The organism is Paraburkholderia adhaesiva (genome assembly GCF_021390575.1).
GTDB lineage: Bacteria > Pseudomonadota > Gammaproteobacteria > Burkholderiales > Burkholderiaceae > Paraburkholderia > Paraburkholderia adhaesiva.
The window spans coordinates 2811889-2835080 of record NZ_JAJEJQ010000001.1 but is presented as its reverse complement, the minus strand read 5'-3'; the positions used below and the strand labels follow the sequence as shown (position 1 = coordinate 2835080).

The 23192-nt window shown below is 61.8% G+C and carries 20 protein-coding genes and 1 tRNA gene; 11 read left to right on the top strand and 10 right to left on the bottom strand.

All coding sequences use genetic code 11. The features are described 5' to 3' along the window. Nucleotides 1-7: 7 nt before the first annotated feature. From L0U80_RS12855 to L0U80_RS12830, 6 genes are all read right to left on the bottom strand, one after another. Nucleotides 8-430, bottom strand: coding sequence for a very short patch repair endonuclease (locus tag L0U80_RS12855; RefSeq protein ID WP_233865921.1), 423 nt, complete (start codon nt 428-430; stop codon nt 8-10). Nucleotides 431-496: 66 nt separating this feature from the next. Beyond that, entirely contained in the window at nt 497-1540 is a 1044-nt protein-coding gene (locus tag L0U80_RS12850) for a DNA cytosine methyltransferase (protein WP_233864646.1), read from the bottom strand. Between the two features lie 202 nt (nt 1541-1742). Further along, a protein-coding gene (locus L0U80_RS12845) for an IS3 family transposase (protein ID WP_233862016.1) occupies nt 1743-2905 on the bottom strand; the annotation gives its coding sequence in 2 pieces (ribosomal slippage) (nt 1743-2650 and nt 2650-2905; 1164 coding nt in all). Nucleotides 2906-3229: 324 nt separating this feature from the next. Beyond that, nucleotides 3230-4822: a site-specific integrase gene (locus L0U80_RS12840; protein WP_233864645.1), complete on the bottom strand. Its 1593-nt coding sequence runs from the start codon at nt 4820-4822 to the stop codon at nt 3230-3232. 175 nt (nt 4823-4997) lie between these two features. Then, nucleotides 4998-5074 (bottom strand) — tRNA-Pro (locus L0U80_RS12835). Between the two features lie 56 nt (nt 5075-5130). Further along, nucleotides 5131-6123, bottom strand: a complete 993-nt coding sequence (locus L0U80_RS12830) for a polyprenyl synthetase family protein (protein ID WP_233864644.1) — start codon at nt 6121-6123, stop codon at nt 5131-5133. Between the two features lie 287 nt (nt 6124-6410). Between L0U80_RS12830 and rplU the strand changes: the two genes are divergently transcribed. The 4 genes from rplU to proB all read left to right on the top strand — a co-directional run bounded on the left by rplU (nt 6411) and on the right by proB (nt 9581). Continuing rightward, nucleotides 6411-6722, top strand: coding sequence for a 50S ribosomal protein L21 (gene rplU, locus L0U80_RS12825; protein WP_006025184.1), 312 nt, complete (start codon nt 6411-6413; stop codon nt 6720-6722). A 38-nt stretch (nt 6723-6760) separates the two neighbouring features. Further along, nucleotides 6761-7024, top strand: a complete 264-nt coding sequence (gene rpmA, locus L0U80_RS12820; RefSeq protein ID WP_124153620.1) for a 50S ribosomal protein L27 — start codon at nt 6761-6763, stop codon at nt 7022-7024. Nucleotides 7025-7274: 250 nt separating this feature from the next. Further along, a complete protein-coding gene (gene cgtA / locus L0U80_RS12815; RefSeq protein WP_233864643.1) occupies nt 7275-8387 on the top strand; it encodes an Obg family GTPase CgtA in 1113 nt (370 codons plus the stop codon). A gap of 75 nt (nt 8388-8462) precedes the next feature. Continuing rightward, nucleotides 8463-9581, top strand: coding sequence for a glutamate 5-kinase (proB, locus tag L0U80_RS12810; RefSeq protein WP_233864642.1), 1119 nt, complete (start codon nt 8463-8465; stop codon nt 9579-9581). Nucleotides 9582-9660: 79 nt separating this feature from the next. On the opposite strand, the gene L0U80_RS12805 is transcribed toward proB, so the two are convergent. Next, on the bottom strand, nt 9661-10224 hold the full coding sequence (locus L0U80_RS12805; RefSeq protein ID WP_233864641.1) for a CNP1-like family protein: 564 nt from the start codon (nt 10222-10224) through the stop codon (nt 9661-9663). 119 nt (nt 10225-10343) lie between these two features. Beyond that, nucleotides 10344-11009: an RNA pyrophosphohydrolase gene (locus tag L0U80_RS12800; protein WP_233864640.1), complete on the bottom strand. Its 666-nt coding sequence runs from the start codon at nt 11007-11009 to the stop codon at nt 10344-10346. A gap of 260 nt (nt 11010-11269) precedes the next feature. Here L0U80_RS12800 and L0U80_RS12795 point away from each other — a divergent pair, with 260 nt between their 5' ends. Continuing rightward, complete coding sequence (locus L0U80_RS12795) at nt 11270-13009, top strand: proline--tRNA ligase (protein ID WP_233864639.1); 1740 nt, start codon at nt 11270-11272, stop codon at nt 13007-13009. Nucleotides 13010-13030: 21 nt separating this feature from the next. Beyond that, entirely contained in the window at nt 13031-13630 is a 600-nt protein-coding gene (locus tag L0U80_RS12790) for a MarC family protein (protein ID WP_233864638.1), read from the top strand. A gap of 86 nt (nt 13631-13716) precedes the next feature. Here L0U80_RS12790 and L0U80_RS12785 read toward each other — a convergent pair whose 3' ends face one another. Further along, nucleotides 13717-14268 carry a hypoxanthine-guanine phosphoribosyltransferase gene (locus tag L0U80_RS12785; RefSeq protein WP_233864636.1) on the bottom strand — a complete coding sequence of 184 codons (552 nt, stop codon included), beginning with the start codon at nt 14266-14268 and terminating at the stop codon, nt 13717-13719. Nucleotides 14269-14425: 157 nt separating this feature from the next. Beyond that, nucleotides 14426-15793, bottom strand: a complete 1368-nt coding sequence (ffh, locus tag L0U80_RS12780) for a signal recognition particle protein (protein WP_233864634.1) — start codon at nt 15791-15793, stop codon at nt 14426-14428. 83 nt (nt 15794-15876) lie between these two features. Here ffh and L0U80_RS12775 point away from each other — a divergent pair, with 83 nt between their 5' ends. From L0U80_RS12775 to L0U80_RS12755, 5 genes are all read left to right on the top strand, one after another. Further along, a complete protein-coding gene (locus L0U80_RS12775; RefSeq protein ID WP_233864632.1) occupies nt 15877-16815 on the top strand; it encodes a cytochrome C assembly family protein in 939 nt (312 codons plus the stop codon). A 24-nt stretch (nt 16816-16839) separates the two neighbouring features. After that, entirely contained in the window at nt 16840-17211 is a 372-nt protein-coding gene (locus tag L0U80_RS12770; RefSeq protein WP_233864630.1) for a PP0621 family protein, read from the top strand. Then, entirely contained in the window at nt 17208-17825 is a 618-nt protein-coding gene (gene ampD, locus L0U80_RS12765; protein WP_233864628.1) for a 1,6-anhydro-N-acetylmuramyl-L-alanine amidase AmpD, read from the top strand. The genes L0U80_RS12770 and ampD overlap by 4 nt, the downstream gene beginning before the upstream one ends. 505 nt (nt 17826-18330) lie before the next feature. Then, nucleotides 18331-21345, top strand: coding sequence for a ribonucleoside-diphosphate reductase subunit alpha (locus tag L0U80_RS12760; protein WP_233864627.1), 3015 nt, complete (start codon nt 18331-18333; stop codon nt 21343-21345). A gap of 573 nt (nt 21346-21918) precedes the next feature. Beyond that, nucleotides 21919-23142 carry a ribonucleotide-diphosphate reductase subunit beta gene (locus L0U80_RS12755; RefSeq protein ID WP_233864626.1) on the top strand — a complete coding sequence of 408 codons (1224 nt, stop codon included), beginning with the start codon at nt 21919-21921 and terminating at the stop codon, nt 23140-23142. The last annotated feature ends 50 nt before the right edge of the window (nt 23143-23192 follow it).

Below are 23192 nucleotides of genomic sequence, written 5' to 3'. Positions count from 1 at the left end.
CTGATGACTATCTTCCTTTAATTCTGGGACCCATATCGGGTGGGCCGGTCCTGCGTTCGTCTGTAATTGCAACCGCCCGAGCGATGATCTCAGCCGATTCGACTGGGGATTCGTGCGACCAGAACCTCAGTACCGTCCAGCCCAGGGCACGCAGTCGATCATTCGTGTCCGCATCTCGTGTTCGGTTAGCTTCAATTTTTTGACGCCAGAACTCAGCGTTTCGCTTCGGCCATGTAGCATGCTCTGGACAGCCGTGCCAAAAACAGCCGTCCACGAAGACCGCGATTTTGCGACCGGGAAATACAATATCGGCGACGCGGCGAGGTTTCTTCAGAACCTCGTAATCAACCCGGTAGCGTAAGCCGATTCGATACATCTCCCGCCGCAATGCCACCTCGGCGTCCGTTCCCTTCTGCCGCACCTTCGCCATACGACTACTGGTATCTGGTGATGAAGGCAAGAGTCGAGACATGACACGAATCGCGTCAAACCAGTATTACGCGACCACTGACTTGATGTGCTGGTTGATACTGCGTGCAATAGCGCGCCCGAGGTCGACGGGAACTGCGTTTCCAATGAGGCGGCCGAGGGCCGTGAAACTCACTTCGCCATCCTGTGGAATGAAGGCGTAGTCGAGAGGGAAGCTTTGCAGAATTGCCGCTTCCCGAAGAGAGATGGCTCGATCCTGTTCAGGGTGACCAAAGCGGCCGTTGCCGAACCCATAGCACTGAGTCGTCATTGTGGGCGCGGGCTTGCCCCACTCCATGCGGCCGTAGACCCCTGCATAGGTACGACCACTTTCGGCACGGTGGCATTTTGCAATCAGGTGTTTGGGCCAATCGCGCCAAGTACCGCCAGGCTTGGATGCCTTGATCCGCTTGAGATTTTTTTCGGACAGTGTGGCCGTGACATGCAACTTATCTCTAGGTGCGGATTCACCGGCTGAAAGAGGGCGCAAATGCCCGATGGCCTGCTTTACGGTTTTGGGTTTCGAATGGGTCGGGGCAATCATCTCGATGCGCCCGTGCTTCGAGGCTAGTAAAACCATACGCCGACGCATCTGTGGAACGCCATATTGAGAGCTGTCGACAACATCGAACCATACGTCATAGCCGAGTTGCTCCAGCGTATGCACGAAATCGCGAAACACCTCATGCTTGGCAACGGAGGGCACGTTCTCCATCGTGATGACATCGGGCATTGAGCCCTCTGCAAGGCGGGCAAACTGATAAAGCAGTCCCCACTTGCCATCTTTGCCGTCCAGCTCATAGCGCTGAGCGTAGGTCGAGAACGGCTGGCAAGGTGCGCAACCAGCGAGAATCGTCAGCTCAGCATCGCCGAACAGGCCTTTGAGTTCGTCCGTTGTAACCTTGCTAATGTCACGCTCGATAAATTTGGCTTGAGCATTGTTCGTTTCGTATGGGAAACGGCAGGCCGGATCAAGATCAATACCGGCGACGACAGGCATCCCTTCGAGAATGAAGCCATGCGTCAGTCCGCCCGCGCCGCAGAATAAATCGACACAAGCAATTTTTGTCACGTCAAATCCTCTTTTCCGGTTGGGCTCTTGTCAGAGACGAAAATCAGCCGAAGCCGTCGGCATTTTCTGTAGCCGATAACTGCTGCTCACACAGCATGAAGTTGCAGAACCCCTGATTCTGGGGATGATCGCATGGATGCGTGCACCTAGGAAGGGTTGGGGGCATCTTCGCCATGTCCCATGTGGCATCGGTGTGTAGTGGTCAACTAATCCCGGACACTGCGTTAAGTTTTTCTTCCGCAACAGCCGGCGCCAGTCCGTCATTGAACTGATGCGGCCGTATCCAGTTGTAACGGTGCATCAGGTAGTGGCTGATATCCCGGTGTGCTTCCTGCGTCGACGTGTACCCCACTGACGGCAGCCATTCCGTCTTGAAGCTGCGGAACAGCCTTTCCATCGGGGAGTTGTCCCAGCAATTTCCACGACGGCTCATGCTCTGCTGAATCCGATAGCGCCACAGGCGCTGACGGAATTTCCGGCTTGCATACTGGCCGCCTTGATCCGAGTGGAACAGCAAGCCTTGCGGACGACCACGCTGCTCATAGGCCATCTCCAACGCCTGCACGACCAGATCGGCATCCGGGCGTGTCGAGAACGCCCAGCCAACAACCCGACGCGTGAACAGGTCGAGCACTACGGCCAGATAATGCCAACGGCCCTGCGCCCAGACATAGGTGATGTCACCACACCAGATCTGATTCGGCGTACCAACCTCGAATTCACGATTGAGATGATTCGGGATATCGATCCGCTCGACCGTGGCCTGCTTGTAGGCATGGCGACCCGGCTGCTTGCAGATAAGCCCGAGTTCTTCCATCAGGCGGCTGACCTTGAAGCGGCCAATCACCGTACCTTCTTCGCGCATCATGCCCATGATGCTGCGGCTGCCGGCAGAGCTTCGACTCTCGACGAACAGCTCGTGTACCCGGCTACGCAGTGCCATGCGCTCGGCGTCAACGCGCTGGGCGCGCTCCCGGTACGCATACAGGCAGGATCGCGATACGTCGAATACCGCGCAGATCAGTTCGACCGATTCGCTTGCGCCAATCTGATCAATTACTTCGTACGTTCGATGCCTTCCGACATCAAGAGCGCGGTAGCCTTTTTTAAAATGGCCTTCTCACGCTCGAGGCGTTCGATACGCGCCTCGAGTTCCTGAATACGCTGTTGATCCGGCGTGATTGCCTTGCCCTGCGGCGTGACGCCCTGGCGTTCCATCTGAAGTTGCTGCACCCAGCGACGCAGCACCGTCTCGCCGACACCGACCGAGCGGCTTGCCTCCATATGGCTATAGCCCTGGTCGAGCACCAGACAGGCGGCTTGCTGTTTGAACTCCGGGGAAAACGTACGTCGTTGCTTGCTCATCAGACACCTCTTCATGGCGACCATTCTCGCCTAAATCAGTGTCCGGATTCATTAGACCACTACAGTGATCGGTGCGGCATTACGGACGAACGCGATCACAAGTGGAAGAGTGGAGGGCTGGAAGAAAGCGGGAGCAGGGGCGGCTTGCCTCGATTCAAGAGATGGACGGGGCCGAGGGCTGGCCCATGGGTGGATTAACTTATTGATTTAAAAGGATTGGCCGTCTAAATCTCAGAATCAAGATTTAGACGGCCAACTTGTTTTTGAGGTTTTCCGACGGACTCTCCTACGGGGGCTCAGATGATGGCCGCTAATGCGCCTGTCTTACGCCGCAGCGCTCGGGCGGCGAAACGCAATCACGTTAGCTGCCAACGCCGGGCTGGCCGCTGGCAGTTTCTGCGCGGAAACCGGCATGCTGTCCAGGACATGCGCTTCCGAATCGGCCTGAATCTGCGCGACCGACATCCCTGCGCTGCTCTTCAGGCGGACACGCCCGTGGTGAGACGTCGTCATGACCGATTGTGCCGTTTCACTCCCAAAGGCCTCATCCAGACGTTCGGCCAGCTTCCGCGTGCAGAGGTGAGAGTAGCGAAGCAACATGCGTACGTCGCGGTGGCCCGAGAAATGTTGAAGGTCAATCAGTGTGAACTTAGCGGTTTCGGCCGCCCGGGAAATTGCTTCATGGCGCAGGTCGTGAATATGCAGATCTTCGATACCTGCGCGCGCGAGAATGCGCTTCCAGGCATCGCCTAGGACAACAGTCGAGATCGGGAACACGTACGGGTCATTGCGCGGTAGGGTTTCGAGCATCTCCATCAGGTCGCGGCGCAGCGGCAGCTTACGAGGACGCCCATTCTTGGTTTCCGGGAGAAAAATCGACCGGTCTTCCAGGTCAACGTGCTCCCACCGCACGTTCAAGGTCTCTCCTCGGCGAGCTGCCGTCATCAACTGGAACTGAACGAATGTCTCATACAGCGGAACGTGGACATAGTCCGGTTCAGCCGCCTGTCTTGCGTGGATGAGCGCCTGCTTGATATAGGCTTTCTGTTGATACTTCGTCGGCAATGTGGCTGCGTGGGCGCGTGCCTCACCCATCAAGGCTTCGGCAGCAGGGGTGATGCAACGCTCCCGGTCTTCAGCGCGAGCTGCCGCCAGCAGGCGTGCTTCTTCACTCGGTTTCAGGCGGCGGTCGCGCTCGTTGAAGTATTTCGGGCGACGAACCCCATCCATGGGGTTTTCGTCGACGCGGTACTTCCAGACCGAAATCGCCACCGTGAAGATGGCCGAGAGCGTATCGAGTTCGCGGTCTACCGTGCTGGGGGCGACCACTTCCAGGCGATCACGGATATAGCCCTCGATATCCTCGGTCGTGATTTGGGCGAACGATTTCTTCATCCAGTCAAGCCCGCGTGCGGGTGCGCGCATGGCGTTGAGTAGTGTGGTGGCCTTGCCGGTTGCCGTGATCTCAGCTTCGCGCTGCTTATGGCGTTTGACGAGCAGGCCTTCTGCATCCTCCAGCCAGCCGTTGATCTTGTACTTCTCGACCTTCTCCCATCCCTTGTGTTTCGGGCCTTCTTCATCCCGATAGCGAATGAGCAAATCGAGGAATGTGATCTGGTGGGCCTTGGTGTAGTCGATAAACAGTCCGCGTGAGCGCTCTTCCTCGATTTTCTTGACGATGTTTTCGGCTTCTTCGAGTGAGGCGGCGGTGTGATTGAAGGTCTTGACGCCCTTCTGGCGAATCACAACCAGGAAGGTGTCTTGAAGCTGGGTGAGGGACGGCTTATAGCCGTCCTTCTCGAGCGTCACAGAGTAGCCGACGGCGGCTTGGCGATTGCCGTAGGCGAACTCGCGGTAGAGCGAGTTGTTGTTTTTGACCGAAACGGTGTAGCGACTGCGATTAGTGATCGATGCCATTGTCAGAACTCCAATAAGGGAGTTCCGTCTAGGAATCGGTTTTAGCTTTCGCGTAGAGGGGACGAAAGTTGTGTTCCGCGCGACAGATTTGCGACAGAACAGCAAAAACAACCCCGGAAAACAAAAAACCGTCCAGCAAGTGGACGGTTTTGGCCTTGATTTACAAGGAAAATTCTGGTCGGGGTGAGAGGATTCGAACCTCCGGCCTCTACGTCCCGAACGTAGCGCTCTACCAGGCTAAGCTACACCCCGAATTGACTAACTGAGTACTGGACTCCAGCTAGACTCAACAGCTCGCTGCGTCTTGTTCAAGACTGGCGCGTCGTCGAGTAAGAACATAATTCTAGCAGGCTCTCTTTGTAAATGGAAGGGGGGAACCACGAAATCGCATCAGCTGCGGCTTGTGCCTCGGCCTTCGCGCACTCGAGCGTGTGATCAAGCGCACCCGAGCGCGTGATCGCCGCGAAGATTTCGTCGAAGCGCGTCGTGCCACCCTGCTCGATGGCTTCGCGCGCGAGAGCGGCTTGCTCCGGCGTGCCGTGCTCGATCAACCAGATGAGCGGCAGCGTGGGCTTGCCTTCGCGCAGGTCGTCGCCGGCATTCTTGCCCATCGCATCGGCGGTGCCTGCGTAATCGAGCCAGTCGTCCATGATCTGGAACGCGGTGCCGATACGCCGGCCGAACTCCGCAGCCGCTTCTTCGGTCCGCGCATCCGACCCCGAAAGCACCGCGCCCAGTTGAGCTGCCGCTTCGAAGAGCTTCGCCGTCTTGTAGCGGATCACCTGCATGTAGCGAGACACGTCCACGTCGGCGTCGTGCATGTTCAGGAGCTGAAGCACCTCGCCTTCGGAAATGATCGTCGTCGCCTGCGACAGGATCTCCATCACGCGCATCTTGCCCACGCCGACCATCATTTCGAACGAGCGCGAGTACAGGTAGTCGCCGACCAGCACGCTCGCCGCGTTGCCGAAGAGGGCGTTGGCCGTCTGGCGGCCGCGCCGCAGGTCGGATTCGTCGACCACATCGTCGTGAAGCAGCGTCGCCGTGTGGATGAATTCCACGACGGCAGCGAGTTCGTGCCGGTGCGTGCCACGGTCGCCGAGCGCGCCGGCCACGAGCAGCAGGAGCGCCGGACGCAGCCGTTTGCCTCCCGCGCCGATGATGTACTCGGAGATCTGGTTGATCAGCATCACCTCGGACGCCAGGCTTTTCCGGATGACTCGGTTGACCTGCTCCATGTCAGCGGCGATCGGGGCGAGCAGGGCAGCTGCGCTGGGGGTGGGGGTGACGGTGGACGGCATGATGACATTTAAGGATAGTGCCGCGGATTATAAGGCGAATCCGGCGACTCCCGAGCGCTGCCATGTCGCCTGGCTTGCGATCCGGCCAGGGCCTGCCGGCGGGGAACGCCCGCTGCGCGGCGCTTTGACGCGCGCACGTGACTTGCCTCCGGGCTTGCGTGCGGCCCCCGGGCGCTCCCGTCAATCAGTTTTGACTGCGCAGCTAACTCTATGTATAATCGAGGGTTTCCAGCGCCTAGAGTAAGTTTGTCAACAAGCTGGAAAGTATTCTCAGAGTGAGGTTCTCAATGTACGCGGTCATAAAAACCGGCGGCAAGCAGTACAAAGTTGCCGTTGGCGAAAAACTTAAAGTAGAACAGATACCGGCAGACATTGACGCAGAAATCACGCTCGACCAGGTTCTCGCAGTGGGCGAAGGCGAATCGATTAAGTTCGGTACGCCGCTGGTCAGTGGGGCTTCCGTCAAGGCTACCGTCGTCTCCCACGGTCGTCACGCCAAAGTGACCATCTTCAAGATGCGTCGCCGGAAGCACTACCAGAAGCACGGCGGCCACCGCCAGAACTACACCGAACTGCGCATCGACGCGATCAACGCGTAAGTCGACGCCACAGCGCACGAAGGTAAAGGAGCAAACAAATGGCACACAAAAAGGCTGGCGGTTCCTCGCGGAACGGCCGTGACTCAGAGTCGAAACGACTTGGCGTGAAGGTGTTCGGTGGCCAGGCGATCCTCGCAGGCGGCATCATCGTTCGCCAGCGTGGCACGCGCATGCACCCGGGCCTGAATGTCGGCATCGGCAAGGACCACACGCTGTACGCGCTGGTCGATGGCCACGTCGCATTCACGACCAAGGGCGCAGCGAACAAGCACACGGTCAACGTCGTCCCGGCAGCGGTCTGAGTTCCAGACCGTTCGCAATCGACGCAAAGAAGGCCCCGCGAAGTTTGCGGGGCCTTCTTGTTTATGGCCGCAATCTGATCGGCCGCACTCGCCTGACCGGGCCCAGTGCGAAGCCGCTGGCCGTGTTTGCGGGGCGTGAACGCTTCGCGAGGCCGGTGAAACTGCCCGCCTGGACATTGGCTGTTCGGCCATGTTGGTCAGGCAGGTCCTTGCGCGGCAAAATAACGACATCCACGGGACGGAGTAACGCATGAAGTTCATTGACGAAGCGAAGATCGAAGTCATCGCCGGCGATGGGGGCGATGGCAGCGCGTCGATGCGGCGCGAGAAGTTCGTCCCGTTCGGCGGACCGGACGGCGGCGACGGCGGGCGTGGCGGCAGCGTCAACGCGGTCGCGGACCGCAATATCAACACGCTGATTGACTACCGCTATACGAAGAAGCACCAGGCGCGCAACGGCGAGAACGGCCGTGGCTCGGACTGCTACGGTAAGGGCGGCGACGATATCACGTTGCGCATGCCGGTGGGCACGGTCATCACCGACCTCGAAACGGGCGAGCTGATCGCCGACCTCACCGAGCACGACCAGCGCGTGATAGTGGCGAACGGCGGCGCGGGTGGCCTCGGCAACCTGCACTTCAAGTCGTCCACGAATCGTGCGCCGCGCCAGAAGACCGACGGCAAGCCCGGCGAGCGCCGCATGCTCAAGCTCGAACTGAAGGTGCTGGCGGACGTCGGTCTGCTCGGCATGCCGAACGCGGGCAAGTCCACGTTCATTTCGGCGGTGTCGAACGCCAGACCGAAGGTTGCCGACTACCCGTTCACGACGCTTGCGCCGAATCTGGGCGTGGTGCGCGTGGGTCCGAGCAAGAGCTTCGTGATCGCAGATATTCCGGGTCTGATCGAAGGTGCCGCCGAAGGCGCGGGCCTTGGTCACCAGTTCCTGCGCCACCTGCAGCGCACGGGGCTGCTGCTGCATATCGTCGACCTTGCGCCGTTCGACGAATCGGTCGATCCGGTAGCGGAGGCGAAGGCCATCGTCGGCGAGCTGCGCAAGTACGACGAGACGCTTCATGAGAAGCCGCGCTGGCTCGTGCTGAACAAGCTCGACATGGTGCCCGAAGATGAGCGCGCCGCACGCATCGCCGACTTCGTGAAGCGCTTCGGCTGGGACGGTCCCGTGTTCGAGATTTCGGCGCTCACCGGTCAGGGCTGCGAAAACCTGTGCTACGCGGTGTTCGACTACGTTTCCGCTCATTCGGACGCGCGTCGCGCGGAAGAGGCGGAAGACCTCGCATCGGACGTGCGTTTTCGCGACGCGCCGCGTCCCGACGGCGATAGCACCCCAGAGCCGCAAGAGTAAGCATCTCGTCAGTGCCGCCGCGCGGTTAGCGCCGGGGCTTTACGCGTCATCAGTCATTTGGGGAGACCGCGCAGTATGCGTTCCGTCATTGCCGATTCCCGGCGTCTGGTAGTGAAAGTCGGTTCGAGCCTCGTCACGAACGATGGGCGGGGACTCGATCACGAGGCCATCGGTCGTTGGGCCGCGCAGATCGCGGCGCTCCGTGCGCAGGGAAAGGAAGTGGTGCTGGTTAGTTCGGGTGCGATTGCCGAGGGCATGCAGCGGCTCGGATGGTCGAAGCGACCGCGCGAAATCGACGAACTGCAGGCGGCCGCGGCCGTCGGCCAGATGGGGCTCGCGCAGGTGTACGAGAGTCGTTTTGCCGAGCACGACGTTCGCACCGCGCAGATCCTCCTTACGCATGCCGATCTTGCCGATCGCGAGCGCTATCTGAACGCGCGCTCGACGCTACTCACGCTGCTGCGTCTGGGCGTCGTGCCGATCATCAACGAGAACGACACGGTCGTCACAGACGAAATCAAGTTCGGCGACAACGACACGCTGGGCGCGCTCGTCGCGAATCTGATCGAGGGCGATGCGCTCATCATCCTGACCGACCAGAGTGGTCTCTACACGGCGGATCCGCGCAAGGATCCGTCGGCGACACTCGTGCAGCAATCGGACGCCGGCACGCCGGAGCTGGAGGCGATGGCGGGCGGCGCCGGATCGAGCATCGGCCGCGGCGGCATGCTCACCAAGATCCTCGCAGCGAAACGCGCGGCGCACAGCGGCGCAAACACCGTCATTGCGAGTGGCAGGGAGCCCGAGGTTCTCGTGCGTCTCGCATCGGGCGAGGCGATCGGCACGCAGTTGATCGCACGCACCGCACGCATGGCCGCACGTAAGCAGTGGATGGCCGACCACCTGCAGGTGCGCGGTCACGTTGTGATCGACGACGGCGCAGTGCAGAAAGTCACCGCTGCGGGAAAGAGTCTGCTGCCGATCGGCGTGACTGGGGTACAGGGCGCGTTCGCGCGCGGTGAAGTGATTGCGTGCCTGAATGGCGCCGGCACCGAGGTGGCACGCGGGCTCACCAACTACAGCAGCGCGGAAACGAAGCTGATCCAGCGTCATTCGAGCGGCGAGATCGAGGGCATCCTCGGCTACATGCTCGAACCCGAACTGATCCACCGCGACAATCTCGTCCTCGTCTGACTCCAGCCAGGCGGTCATGCAACGAAAAAACCGCGACGGCCCAAGGCCGGCGCGGTTTTTTTATACAGGGGCCGCGACGTCAGCGAACGAGTGACGACTGCACGCGACCGTAGCGCAGGTTCTGGACGATGACCGGTGCTTTCGCCACCGGCAACTTGTTCGCGCAGAAGTAGTCCTGGTAGAGCGCCGAGTGATAGGCATTCAGCGTACCGCTCTCGATGCGCGACCAGTCGTTCGCCACGGTTTGATCCCAGCCGTTGTGATCGGCGTCGAGGCTCGCGTAGAGACGCCACTCGTACGTATCGCAGCGAATCCCTTCGTAGTTCACGTTGCGTGCACCCGTCGGGCTGGTGATGACGATCGTATAGCGCACGACGCCGTCGGTGCCCACCGTCAATGAGGCGGGATCGATCGAGAACTTGAGCGGAGTGTTGTTCGAGACGTCGAACGGCAGCAGCGTCGCACCGGTCTGCGGCAGCGGCGGCAATCCTTCGAGCTTGTTTTCCTGCCAGTTGGATTTGCGGTCCAGCAGATAGACGAACGCGCTGTCATCCTTGTTGGTGGGGCCGGAGCTACCGCAGCCGGTCAGCAGGACGCTATTTGCGGCCGCGGTGCACACCGCAGCAAGAGCAATACGTTTCAAATTGGTTTCCCTTCGAAGCAACGGCGCGTCGCGCGCCAAAGGCGGCGCAGCGCGTAGAGGAGCGGCGATGCGAACGTGGTTCGCGTCGCCGGTTCTGGCGCTCAGTGCGCCGTAGTTGGTTACTCGTGCTCCTCCGGCGCAGGCACGATCATACTCTCGCCCGGTCCGCAGTCGCTTTCGACAGGCGTGCCGTCGGGCACGTCAGCCATAAAAGGCGAGGCCTGCACGGCGTTGGCGTGTGCCGACGTGACGATGCGCGGGTAGCGCACTTCGTGCCCGTGCATGGCGCCCCTTTCCGGGCGCGGCGCGGCGGGTCGCCGCAGAAAGCGCGACAACTCGGTCAACGCGAGTTGATAGACGTCGCGTTTGAACTCGATGACCGCTTCGAGCGGCACCCAGTATTCGTTCCAGCGCCACGCATCGAACTCGGGATGTTCTGTCGCCCTCAGACAGATATCGCAGTCGCGCCCGACCATGCGCAGCAGAAACCATATCTGCTTCTGGCCGCGATAATGGCCGCGCACTTCGCGCTTGATGAACTTGTCCGGCACCTCATAACGCAACCAGTCGCGCGTGCGACCGACAATCTTGACGTGCTCAGGAAGCAGCCCGGTTTCTTCTTGCAACTCCCGATACATTGCCTGCATGGGGGTCTCACCATACTTGATGCCCCCTTGCGGAAACTGCCAGGAATGTTCACGAACCCGTTTGCCCCAAAACACTTCGTTGTGCGCGTTCAAGAGGATGATGCCGACGTTCGGGCGAAAGCCTTCACGATCCAGCATACAACCACCTTCGAATCCTTTAAAATTGCTTTGATTATAAACAGATAACGGTCCTCACGCACCCGAGCGCCGGAAGATTGGAGCGAATTGCCGCGAGTACGGGCAGGGCGCGCAATCGATGCCTCGCGGGGGGCGCCTGGCCGGCTGGCCGGTGTCATGGGTAGTGCGCCGGCATCTCGATACCACGCGAGCTGTGCGAGTTCCCACCGTTTCACCTTCTTCGGGCGGTCTGCACGGGCCGCCGCTTTTGGAAAATCTGAATGAAAGCCACCCGTTTCTTTATCGGCACCCTGAAGGAAGCGCCGGCTGACGCCGAGATCGTCAGCCACAAATTGATGGTCCGCGCGGGCATGATCCGTCGCGTCGCGGGCGGCATCTATAACTATTTGCCGATCGGGCTGCGTTCGATCCGCAAGGTCGAGCAGATCGTGCGCGAGGAAATGAACCGCGCGGGCGCGATCGAACTGCTGATGCCATCGGTGCAGCCGGCCGAGCTGTGGCAGGAATCGGGGCGCTGGGAACAATACGGGCCGGAACTGCTGCGCTTCAAGGACCGCAAGCAGAGCGATTTCGTGATGGGGCCGACGCACGAGGAAGTCATCACCGATATCGCGCGCAACCAGATCAAGAGCTATCGTCAGTTGCCGGTGAACTTCTACCAGGTGCAGACGAAGTTCCGCGACGAAATCCGTCCCCGGTTCGGCGTGATGCGTGGCCGCGAGTTCATCATGAAGGACGCGTACTCGTTCGATAAGGACGTCGATGGCCTGAAGGTCTCGTACCAGAAGATGTTCGACGCCTATACGCGCATCTTCACGCGTCTCGGTCTCGAGTTCCGTGCCGTCGCGGCCGACAACGGCTCGATCGGCGGCAGCGGCTCGCACGAATTCCACGTGATCGCCGAGACCGGCGAGGACGACATCGCCTACTGCCCGACGTCGGATTTCGCTGCGAACGTCGAGGCCGCCGATGCGCTGCCGCTCATCGCACAACGCGGCGCGGCCACCGAGCCGCTCGCGAAGACCGCCACGCCGGGCGCGGCGAAGTGCGAGCAGGTCGCTGAGCTGCTCGGGATCCCGCTTGAGCGCACGGTGAAGTCGATCGTGCTCGCAACCGAAAACGGTGAAGGCGCCGAACCGACGATCTGGCTGCTGCTTCTGCGCGGCGACCACGATCTGAATGAGATCAAGGCGGGCAAGCTCGAGGGCCTCGGCAATTTCCGCTTCGCGACCGAGGCCGAGATCGTCGAATGGTTCGGCACGCCGCCGGGCTACCTCGGCCCGATCGGCACGAAGAAGCCGGTGAAGGTGATCGCCGATTCGACAGTCGCGAACATGAGCGACTTCGTCGTCGGGGCCAACGAAGTGGACTTCCACACGACCGGCGTGAACTGGGGCCGCGATCTGCGGGAGCCGGTCGTCGCCGACATTCGCAATGTGAAGAAGGGCGATCCGTCGCCGGACGGCAAGGGCGTGCTCGACATCTGCCGCGGCATTGAAGTGGGCCACGTGTTCCAGCTCGGCACCAAGTATTCCGAAGCGATGAACGCCAGCTTCCTCGGCGAAAACGGCAAGCCGCAACCGATGCAGATGGGCTGCTACGGCATCGGCGTCACGCGTATCCTCGGTGCCGCGATCGAACAGAACTTCGACGAGAAGGGGATCATCTGGCCGGAATCGATCGCGCCGTTCGAAGTGGTCGTGTGCCCGATGGGCCTCGATCGCAGCGAACTCGTGCGCGAGCACGCCGAGCGCGTCTACGACGAACTCGTCAAGGCAGGCATCGACGTGATCCTCGACGATCGTGGCGAGCGTCCGGGCGTCATGTTCGCGGACTGGGAGCTGATCGGCGTGCCGCATCGCCTCGTGATCGGCGAGCGCGGTCTCAAGGAAGGCAAGATCGAGTACCAGGGCCGTCGCGACACCGAAGCGACGCTGCTGGCAGCCGACGAAGCCGCCCAGATCGTCGCGCAGAAGATTCGCGCGGCGCTCGCGCGCTAAACGTCAGGGAGCGCCGCGAACGTGCAGTACAGCTTCCTGTCCGCGACGGTCCTGCTGCTTCTCATCACCGATCCGCTCGGCAACATTCCGCTCTTCATCGGGTGTTTGCACCATGTGGCGCCGCGGCGCCGGGCGATCGTGATTCTGCGGGAAGTGGCAATCGCGTTTGTGATCCTGCTCATCTTCATGGTGGCCGGCAACGGATTCCTACGGATGATGGGGCTCACCGATACGTCGCTGCGCATCGGTGGCGGCATCGTGTTGTTCCTGATTGCGCTGCGCATGATCTTCCCGCATCCGGGCGGGCCGTTCGGCGGCAGCGACAAGGGCGGCGAGCCGCTCATCGTGCCGCTCGCGATTCCCGCGCTGGCGGGGCCTTCGGCGCTTGCCACGGTGATGCTGCTCACGTCGCAGGCGCCTGGCAAGCTGTACGAGTGGATCGCGGCGCTCACGGTGACGATGGTAGTTTGTGCCGCGGTGCTCGTGCTGGCGGAGCGCATCCAGCAGTGGCTCGGCGAACGCGTGGTGACCGCGTTCGAGCGGCTGATGGGACTCGTGCTGGTCGCGATCTCGGTCGAGATGATTCTCGCGGGGATCAGCACCTTCGTGCATCACCTGTGAAAACGCAGCATCGCAGCGACACGCGCACACAACAAAAAAGCGGCCCACGGGCCGCTTTTTTTCATGGTGCGTGTGAGCTTGCCTGCTCAGGCGCCTTCGGTCAGCGCACGGATGGTCGGCAGGTTGCGCCAGTAACCCTTCGCGTCCATGCCGCAGCCGAACACGTAGCGATCCGGGACCGCGAAACCGCAGTAGTCCGGATGCAGCGGCTTCGCCTTCGGGATGGTCTTCTCGCACAACACCGCCGACATGAACCGCTTCGCACCCATCGCGAGGATGCGGTCGCGGATGGCGGCCATGGTCTCGCCTTCGTCGAGGATATCGTCGAGAACCAGCACCACGCGGTCCTTCACCGACTCGCGCGGCGCCACGCGCCACTGCATTTCGGCGCTACCCTGGATCGCGTTGCGATAGCGGGTGAGGTGGATGTAGTCGAATTCGAGCGGGAAGTCGAGGTGCGGCAGGAGCATGCCGGTGAACACGGCAGCGCCGCCCATCACCGACAGCACGAGCGGGAAGTCTTCGCTGATTTCGGCGCGGATCGCTTCGGCCATCCGGCCGATCGACGCATTGACCTCGCCCTCCGAAACGATCTCTTCGGAGTGGCGGAAAATGTGAAGGGCTTCTTCGCGATTCATGACTCTGGCGGGGTCGTGGCGGTAGTAATTCAGTGTGGAAAATAACGCTGGTGCGCGCTACAGCATAAACCCGTGCTGTCGAGCTCGCGCGCCGCGTGACAGGCGACGGCCCGCGACGCCCGAACGCAACCGGCCGCCGCGCGTGTCGCCCGCAATTTCAGCGCATGCCGGGCATCATGCCCTTCATGCCGCGCATCATCTTCTGCAGGTTGCCGCCCTTGAGCTTCTTCATCATGGTGCGCATCTGGTCATACTGGTTCAGCATGCGGTTCACTTCCTGGACCTGCACGCCCGCACCTGCCGCGATGCGCCGCTTGCGCGTGGCCTTGATGAGTTCGGGCTTGGCGCGCTCGGCGGGCGTCATCGAATTGATGATGCCCTCCATGCGGCGCATCTGCTTTTCGGCAACGCCCATGTCGGCACCCGCGGCGGCCTGCTGGAACTGCGCGGGCAGCTTGTCCATGAGCGTCGAGAGGCCGCCCATCTTCTTCATCTGCGAAAGCTGGGCCTTGAAGTCGTTGAGGTCGAAGTCGCCGCCTTTCTTGACCTTGTCGGCGAGCTTTTGCGCCGCTTGCACGTCCACGCCGCGCTGTGCTTCCTCGACGAGCGCGAGAATGTCGCCCATGCCGAGGATCCGGTTCGCCATGCGGTCCGGGTAGAAAACTTCGAGGCCATCGAGCTTTTCGGCGACGCCGACGAACTTGATCGGCTTACCCGTGATGTGGCGCACGGAGAGCGCGGCGCCGCCACGCGAATCGCCGTCGAGCTTGGTGAGGACGACACCGGTGAGCGGCAGGGCGTCGTTGAACGCCTTCGCGGTGTTGACGGCGTCCTGGCCGAGCATCGCATCGACGACGAAAAGCGTTTCAGCGGGCTTGAGCGCTGCATGCAGTGCGGTGATCTCGTTCATCATCGCCTCGTCGATACCGAGGCGGCCGGCCGTGTCGACGAGCAGCACGTCGTGATAGTGGCGCTTGGCCCAGTCGACGGCGGCGTTGGCGATATCGACCGGCTTCTGGTCGGGCTGCGACGGGAAGAAGTCGGCGCCGACCTGTTCGGTCACCGTCTTCAGCTGCGCGATAGCGGCCGGACGATAGACGTCGCATGAAACGGTGAGCACCTTCTTCTTGTACTTCTCGCGCAGGAGCTTGGCGAGCTTGCCGGTGGTGGTCGTTTTACCCGCGCCTTGCAGACCGGCCATGAGGATGACGGCGGGGGGCGTGACCGCGAGATCGAGTTCGGCGGCCTTACCTTCGTAATCGCCACCGATCACGGCGGTCAGCTCGCGCTGCACCACGCCGACGAGCGCCTGCCCCGGCGACAGACTGCTGATCACTTCTTCGCCGAGCGCCTTCTCCTTCACCTTGGCGATGAATTCGCGCACGACCGGCAGCGCGACGTCCGCCTCGAGCAGCGCGAGACGCACTTCGCGCAGCATTTCCTGCGTATTGGCCTCGGTCAGCCGGGCTTCGCCGCGCAGCGTCTTGACGACGCGCGCCATCCGTTGAGTGAGATTGTCGAGCATGGGGAGCGGTGAGCAGTGCGGCCCGGGCGCGCGCGAAAGGGATGCTGTCCCTCCCGGCATGGGGCCTATAGTAAACTTCGAATATGGATATTGTACTGTATGCCCTCACCGCGCTCCTTTACGCCGGTCTATGCGCCGCCGACTGGCGGGCGCTGCGTCATGCCGGCGTAGAGACGCTTCCCGGCAGCGTGCTTCCGGCGTCCGTGACGGCACCGGTGAGCGTTGCCGGCGTCGGCGGCCCGGCGCGCACGCGCAGCTTCGGACCGCTCTCGCGCACGCTGCTGCTCGTTGCGCTCGCGGCGCACGGCGTACTGCTGCACATGACGATCTTCCCCGTCCACGAGATGTTCTTCGGCTTCGCCTTCGCGTTGTCGGCGATGTTCTGGCTCGGCGTGGTCATCTACTGGATCGAGAGCTTTTTCTTTCAGCTCGACGGGCTGCGCCTGTTGTTACTGCCGCTTGCCGCGCTGGCCGCGCTTTTGCCGCTCGTGTTCGGCGGCGTGCGTGTGCTGCCGTATGCCGCAGCACCGATGTTCAAGGCGCACTTCGTCATCGCGAATATTGCCTACGGGCTCTTCGCCATCGCCGCCTTGCACGCGATCCTGATGCTTGCCGTCGAGCGCCGCCTGCACTCGCTGCGCGGCGGCGGCTTCCAGCGCAACGGTCCCGCGAACGGCGGCTGGCTTTCGAACTGGATCGACACGCTGCCGCCGCTCCTCACGATGGAGAAACTGCTGTTTCGCCTGATCGGCGCTGGTTTTGTGCTGCTCACGCTCACGCTCGCGTCGGGCATCGTGTTCAACGAACAGTTGACTGACCGGCCACTTTCACTCGATCACAAGACGGTGTTCGCGATCCTCTCGTGGGCCATGTTCGGAACGCTCCTCACGGCTCGCAAGATTTCGGGCTGGCGCGGCCGCGCCGCGCTGCGCTGGGTGATCGCGTCGTTCGTCGCGTTGCTGCTCGCGTATGTCGGCAGCCGGTTCGTCTTCGAGGTGCTGCTGCACCGGCCCATCGTCTGAGTGCGCGTGAAGCGCATCAATGCCATGAGACAGATTTTTCTCCTGTTCCTGCTGATCGTCCTCGGCCAGTGGTTCGTCAAGGCGCTGCGCCGTGCGCAGATGCGTTCGGGTTCGCAAGGGCAGCAAGCGCAACAAGGACAGCAGGCGCAGCAAGGGCAAAACACGCAAGGCGGCCGCGGCGCACAGGGCGCATGGCGCGCGTCGAACGGCGCGGGTGCTGCTGGCCGTTCGAATGGACAGGGCGCGCTGCCGGAGCCGATGGTCCGCTGCGCCGAGTGCGGCGTGCACGCGCCGCGCAGCGAGTCGGTGACCGCCGGCGCGCATTCGTTCTGCAGCGCCGAGCATGCGCGTGCCTACGTCGCACGCGCAGCGGACAAAGACCGCGCCACGCGATGAGCGCAGCATCGCATCCGTTCGAGGTGGACGCGCAGGGCTGGGTTGACGCCGCGCGCCGCCTGCCCTCACCGAACTTCGAGGCGCGTCCCGCGCACGCGCTGCCGACACTCATCGTCGTGCACAATATCAGCCTGCCGCCGGACACCTTCGGCGGGCCCTCGATCGCAAATCTTTTCCTCAATCGCCTCGACTGCGACGCACATCCGTACTTCGATCAACATCTGCGCGGCGTGCGCGTGTCGGCCCATTTCGTGATCCATCGTGACGGCGCGCTCGAACAGTTCGTCTCCTGCGACGAACGCGCGTGGCACGCGGGCGTGTCGAGCTTCTTCGGCCGCGAGCGTTGCAACGACTTTTCGATCGGCATCGAACTCGAGGGCAGCGATACGACGACGTTCGAGTCCGCGCAATACGCGACGCTGGCGACGCTCGTGAAGGCGCTCGTTACGCGTTATCCGGTCGACGCGCTCGCCGGTCACTCTGATATCGCGCCGGGTCGCAAGACCGATCCCGGCCCGCATTTCGACTGGGCGCGTCTGCAGCGCGACGCGCAACTCGCCGATCGGTACTTCCCCTATTTCCGCGGGCAAGGCACGCAAGACGCGACGCTTTGAACCACCGCCGTGCCTTCGATCTCTGTCACGAAAAAGTCGCATTGAGGCTTGCTTTGCGTGGAGGCCCCGACGCGCCGGGGCTTCACAAATGTCAAGCTTTCTGGCCCAAATAAAACGTTTGACCGGTTTTTATTCTCCACTATACTTTGTTCCCGAAACACTGCTTCACACCATATGTTGTGTTGCGCCGCGGCGCCTCGCTCCACGAGCACGGCGCCGCTCGCTTTAGCGACATAGGAAAAAGAACGATGTGCGGTGCGCAGTAAGTAAAAAATCGGCAGAACAGCCGGCGCACCGGCAGTAATCGAGAAAAGGGGTGCAGCCAATGATCGCGACATACACGATGAAGACCGGCATTTCGTTTGTCCCATCTGCTTTGTCGCATCCGGCATCCACGCCAGGCTGGCTTTTTTTCTCCGCCTAATCGACCGCGCACACGGGGGCGCGGCGCTCGTATTAATCCGCGAAAACTCTTCGCACACTTCCAGGACCAGGAGCTTTGCACATGCAAACGACCGATAACGTCTCGACCCGGTTTGAAGGCGCACACGCTGCGCACACGCTGGGTGGTGAGCCGCAGGACGGCCAGACGAATGCGTCACAGTTCGCCGACCACAAGGTGATCCGCCGCAACGGCAGCGTGGTGGTGTTCGAGCCGTCGAAGATCGCAATCGCGATGACGAAGGCCTATCTGGCAGTCAATGGCGGTCAGGGCGCGGCGTCGGCACGCGTGCGCGAACTCGTCGAGCAGCTCACGCAGAACGTCGTGCGCGCGCTCGTGCGCAGCCGTCCGAACGGCGGCACGTTCCATATCGAAGACATCCAGGACCAGGTTGAACTCGCGCTGATGCGCGGCGGCGAGCACAACGTCGCGCGCGCTTACGTGCTCTATCGCGAGAAGCGCAACCAGGAGCGCAGCCACGCGCAGGAAGAAGAGGCACCGGCCGCTGCGAGCCTGAACGTTACCGACAACGGCGTCACGCGCCCGCTCGACATGAACGCGCTGCGTGCGCTGATCGAGTCGGCATGCGCGGGGCTGGGCGATGCCGTGAACGCCGATCCGATCGTCGCGGAAACGGTGAAGAACCTCTACGACGGCGTGCCGATGTCGCAAGTCTATGACTCGGCCATCCTCGCCGCGCGCACGATGATCGAAAAGGATCCGGCATATAGCCAGGTGACTTCGCGTATCCTGCTGCACACGATCCGTCGCGAAATTCTCGAAGAGGAAGTGACGCAAGCGGAGATGGCCGAGCGCTATGCCGACTACTTCCCGCAGTTCGTGAAGCGCGGCGTCGAAGCCGGCCTGCTCGACGACAAGCTGCAGCAGTTCGACCTGAAGCGCCTCGCATCGGCGCTCGACGCGAACCGCGACCTGCAGTTCGGCTACCTCGGCCTGCAAACGTTGTACGACCGCTACTTCCTGCACGTCGACGGCACGCGCATCGAGATGCCGCAGGCGTTCTTCATGCGCGTCGCGATGGGTCTGTCGCTGAACGAGATCGACCGTGAAGCGCGCGCGATCGAGTTCTACAACGTGCTCTCGACGTTCGACTTCATGTCGTCCACGCCGACGCTGTTCAACTCGGGCACGCACCGCTCGCAGTTGTCGTCGTGCTACCTGACGACGGTTGCCGACGACCTCGACGGCATCTACGAAGCGCTCAAGGACAACGCGCTGCTCTCGAAATTCGCGGGCGGCCTCGGCAACGACTGGACGCGCGTGCGTGCGCTCGGCTCGCACATCAAGGGTACCAACGGCAAGTCGCAGGGCGTCGTGCCGTTCCTGAAGGTCGTCAACGACACGGCTGTCGCCGTGAACCAGGGCGGCAAGCGCAAGGGCGCGGTGTGCGCGTACCTGGAGTCGTGGCACCTCGACATCGAAGAATTCCTGGAACTGCGCAAGAACACCGGCGACGATCGCCGCCGCACGCACGACATGAACACGGCGAACTGGATTCCCGACCTGTTCATGAAGCGCGTGATGGAAGGTGGTGACTGGACGCTGTTCTCGCCGTCGACCTGCCCGGACCTGCACGACAAGTTCGGCGCGGAGTTCGAACAGGCTTACACGGCTTACGAAGAGAAGGCCGCGCGCGGCGAGATCAAGCTGTTCAAGAAAATGCCGGCCGCCCAGCTGTGGCGCAAGATGCTCGGCATGCTGTTCGAGACGGGCCACCCGTGGATCACGTTCAAGGATCCCTGCAACGTGCGCTCGCCGCAGCAGCACGTCGGCGTCGTCCACTCGTCTAACCTGTGCACGGAAATCACGCTGAACACGAGCGATGCCGAAATCGCTGTTTGCAACCTCGGCTCGGTGAACCTCGTCGCGCACATGGTCAAGCAGGACGACGGCAGCTACGCGCTCGACCAGGACAAGCTCAAGCGCACGATCAGCGTCGCGATGCGCATGCTCGACAACGTCATCGACATCAACTACTACGCGGTCTCGAAGGCGCGTAACTCGAACCTGAAGCACCGTCCGGTCGGCATGGGCATCATGGGCTTCCAGGACTGCCTGCATCTGCTGCGCACGCCGTACGCATCGCAGGAGGCCGTCGAGTTCGCCGACCGTTCGATGGAATCGGTCTGCTACTACGCCTACTGGGCTTCGACCGAGCTGGCGCAGGAGCGCGGCCGCTACTCGACGTACCGTGGCTCGCTGTGGGATCGCGGCATCCTCCCGCAGGACACGCTGAAGCTGCTCACCGAAGCACGCGGCGGCTACGTCGAAGTCGACACGAGCGAGACGATGGACTGGGAATCGCTGCGCTCGCGCATTGCGACGCACGGCATGCGTAACTCGAACTGCGTCGCCATCGCACCGACCGCAACGATTTCGAACATCATCGGCGTCTCGGCGTGTATCGAGCCGACCTTCCAGAACCTCTATGTGAAGTCGAACCTCTCGGGCGAGTTCACGGTGGTCAACGACTACCTGGTGCGCGATCTGAAGGAGCGCGGCCTGTGGGACGAGGTGATGGTCGCGGACCTGAAGTACTTCGACGGCACGCTCTCGCGCATTGACCGCGTTCCGGCCGACCTGCGCGCGATCTACGCGACGGCGTTCGAAGTCGATCCGAGCTGGCTCGTCGAGGCAGCATCGCGCCGCCAGAAGTGGATCGACCAGGCGCAATCGCTGAACATCTATATGGCAGGTGCGTCGGGCAAGAAGCTCGATGAGGTCTACAAGCTCGCGTGGTTGCGCGGTCTCAAGACGACCTACTACCTGCGTACGATGGCGGCGACGCACGTCGAGAAGTCGACGGTCGCGCACGGCGCGCTGAACGCAGTGCCGACGCACGGCGACGGCGGTGCAGGTGGTGCCAGCGGTGCCGGTGGCGCGTTCGGCGGTGGCGCTGGTTTCGGCGTGACGGGTGGCGGAGTGGATTCGACGGTGCTGCAATCGGCGAGCGTCGCCGAGGCCGAACCGATCGCGGAAGCGCCCGAAGCCGACGGCCCCGTGTGCATGATGCGTCCGGGCGACCCGGGCTTCGAAGAGTGCGAGGCCTGCCAGTGACGCGGCGCAACGCCTCGTGACTGAAGCAGCACTAAAGTAGTAACTAGTAGAGAAGGGCGGCGCGTGCGATGCGCGCCGCCTGGCAAGACGAAGCTTTCGCCGCTCGCGTCATCTGCTTGCGGCTCATTCCCGACACGCACGGCACGAATGCCGCGACTCACGAAAGAAGTCGGCGAGCGAAGGCATCAGGAATCCCTGGAGTTTTCACCGATGCGCCCGGGACACGCTGTAAGACCGGCAGCGACGAGGCGGCGAAGTCTGCACGCGTGGCAGTGACGACGCGCTGTGCATCGTGCAATCCGACGCAAGCGTAGGCATTCGAGAGTGATCGACTGCAATCAAGAGCACTCGCGCGTCGCGAACACTTGCGAGTTTCAAGGCTCATTTGAAACACGCGAAGGCATTCGAACACATCGTTATCGCAGCGCACTTCGCATGTTGATCGACACGATGCAATGACAAAGTGTTGTATGCAGGTCGCAACGCGAAACGAAAACTGGACTTTTCGTGCACGAACCCTTTTACCGCTCACGAAAAGATGGTACAAACCGATCTAAATTGATGGTGACATTTATGCTCAACTGGGATGACGAGAAAACGGCTGTAACTCCGTCGAGCGGTGCGCAACAAAATGCGATGCGCAACCTCGCGAGTGAAGCTGTCCCGGCTGCCGATGTGCAGTTCGGTCTGCGTTCCACTCCTCAGGCTTCCAAGGCGGATAACATTTTCGCCAGCGACTTCGCAGTCGCCCCGCCGCGTGAGGCAGCGGTGTCGTCCGAAGCGCGCGTGAATGTCGCCGACAAGCGCATCATCAACGGTCAGACCGACGTAAACCAGTTGGTCCCGTTCAAGTACAAGTGGGCCTGGGAAAAGTATCTGGCCGGCTGCGCGAACCATTGGATGCCGCAGGAAATCAACATGTCCCGCGACATCGCCCTCTGGAAGGACCCGAACGGTCTGACCGAGGACGAGCGCCGGATCGTCAAGCGCAACCTCGGCTTCTTCGTGACCGCCGACTCCCTCGCCGCGAACAACATCGTGCTGGGCACCTACCGCCACATCACGGCGCCCGAATGCCGCCAGTTCCTGCTGCGCCAGGCGTTCGAAGAGGCGATCCACACGCACGCCTATCAGTACATCGTCGAATCGCTCGGTCTGGACGAAGGTGAGATCTTCAACGCGTACCACGAGGTCAAGTCGATCCGCGACAAGGACGAGTTCCTGATCCCGTTCATCCATACGCTCACGGATCCGTCGTTCAAGACGGGCACGCTCGAAGCTGACCAGAAACTGCTCCGGTCGCTGATCGTGTTCGCCTGCATCATGGAAGGCCTGTTCTTCTATGTCGGCTTCACCCAGATCCTCGCGCTCGGCCGCCAGAACAAGATGACCGGCGCGGCGGAGCAATATCAGTACATCCTGCGTGACGAGTCGATGCACTGCAACTTCGGCATCGACCTCATCAATCAGATCAAGCTCGAGAACCCGCACCTGTGGACCCCCGCGTTCCGTGCAGAGATCGCTGATCTGTTCAAGCAGGCGGTCGACCTCGAATACCGCTACGCGGAAGACACGATGCCGCGTGGCGTCCTCGGTCTGAACGCGTCGATGTTCAAGAGCTATCTGCGCTTCATCTCCAACCGCCGTTGCCAGCAGATCGGTCTCGATCCGCTGTTCCCGAACGAAGAGAACCCGTTCCCGTGGATGAGCGAGATGATCGACCTGAAGAAGGAACGCAACTTCTTCGAGACGCGCGTGATCGAATATCAGACGGGCGGTGCATTGTCTTGGGAGTGACCTGGGGCGCACTGCTGAACAAGTCTTTGGGGTGCCGGCGGCGCTACGCG

Excerpts from the sequence above, each read along its gene's own strand:
- L0U80_RS12855 (WP_233865921.1), bottom strand. The coding sequence starts at position 430 with ATGGCGAAGGTGCGGCAGAAGGGAACGGACGCCGAGGTGGCATTGCGG.
- L0U80_RS12840 (WP_233864645.1), bottom strand. The coding sequence starts at position 4,822 with ATGGCATCGATCACTAATCGCAGTCGCTACACCGTTTCGGTCAAAAAC.
- L0U80_RS12830 (WP_233864644.1), bottom strand. The coding sequence starts at position 6,123 with ATGCCGTCCACCGTCACCCCCACCCCCAGCGCAGCTGCCCTGCTCGCC.
- rplU (WP_006025184.1), top strand. The coding sequence starts at position 6,411 with ATGTACGCGGTCATAAAAACCGGCGGCAAGCAGTACAAAGTTGCCGTT.
- rpmA (WP_124153620.1), top strand. The coding sequence starts at position 6,761 with ATGGCACACAAAAAGGCTGGCGGTTCCTCGCGGAACGGCCGTGACTCA.
- cgtA (WP_233864643.1), top strand. The coding sequence starts at position 7,275 with ATGAAGTTCATTGACGAAGCGAAGATCGAAGTCATCGCCGGCGATGGG.
- proB (WP_233864642.1), top strand. The coding sequence starts at position 8,463 with ATGCGTTCCGTCATTGCCGATTCCCGGCGTCTGGTAGTGAAAGTCGGT.
- L0U80_RS12800 (WP_233864640.1), bottom strand. The coding sequence starts at position 11,009 with ATGCTGGATCGTGAAGGCTTTCGCCCGAACGTCGGCATCATCCTCTTG.
- L0U80_RS12795 (WP_233864639.1), top strand. The coding sequence starts at position 11,270 with ATGAAAGCCACCCGTTTCTTTATCGGCACCCTGAAGGAAGCGCCGGCT.
- L0U80_RS12785 (WP_233864636.1), bottom strand. The coding sequence starts at position 14,268 with ATGAATCGCGAAGAAGCCCTTCACATTTTCCGCCACTCCGAAGAGATC.
- ffh (WP_233864634.1), bottom strand. The coding sequence starts at position 15,793 with ATGCTCGACAATCTCACTCAACGGATGGCGCGCGTCGTCAAGACGCTG.
- L0U80_RS12775 (WP_233864632.1), top strand. The coding sequence starts at position 15,877 with ATGGATATTGTACTGTATGCCCTCACCGCGCTCCTTTACGCCGGTCTA.
- L0U80_RS12770 (WP_233864630.1), top strand. The coding sequence starts at position 16,840 with ATGAGACAGATTTTTCTCCTGTTCCTGCTGATCGTCCTCGGCCAGTGG.
- ampD (WP_233864628.1), top strand. The coding sequence starts at position 17,208 with ATGAGCGCAGCATCGCATCCGTTCGAGGTGGACGCGCAGGGCTGGGTT.
- L0U80_RS12760 (WP_233864627.1), top strand. The coding sequence starts at position 18,331 with ATGCAAACGACCGATAACGTCTCGACCCGGTTTGAAGGCGCACACGCT.
- L0U80_RS12755 (WP_233864626.1), top strand. The coding sequence starts at position 21,919 with ATGCTCAACTGGGATGACGAGAAAACGGCTGTAACTCCGTCGAGCGGT.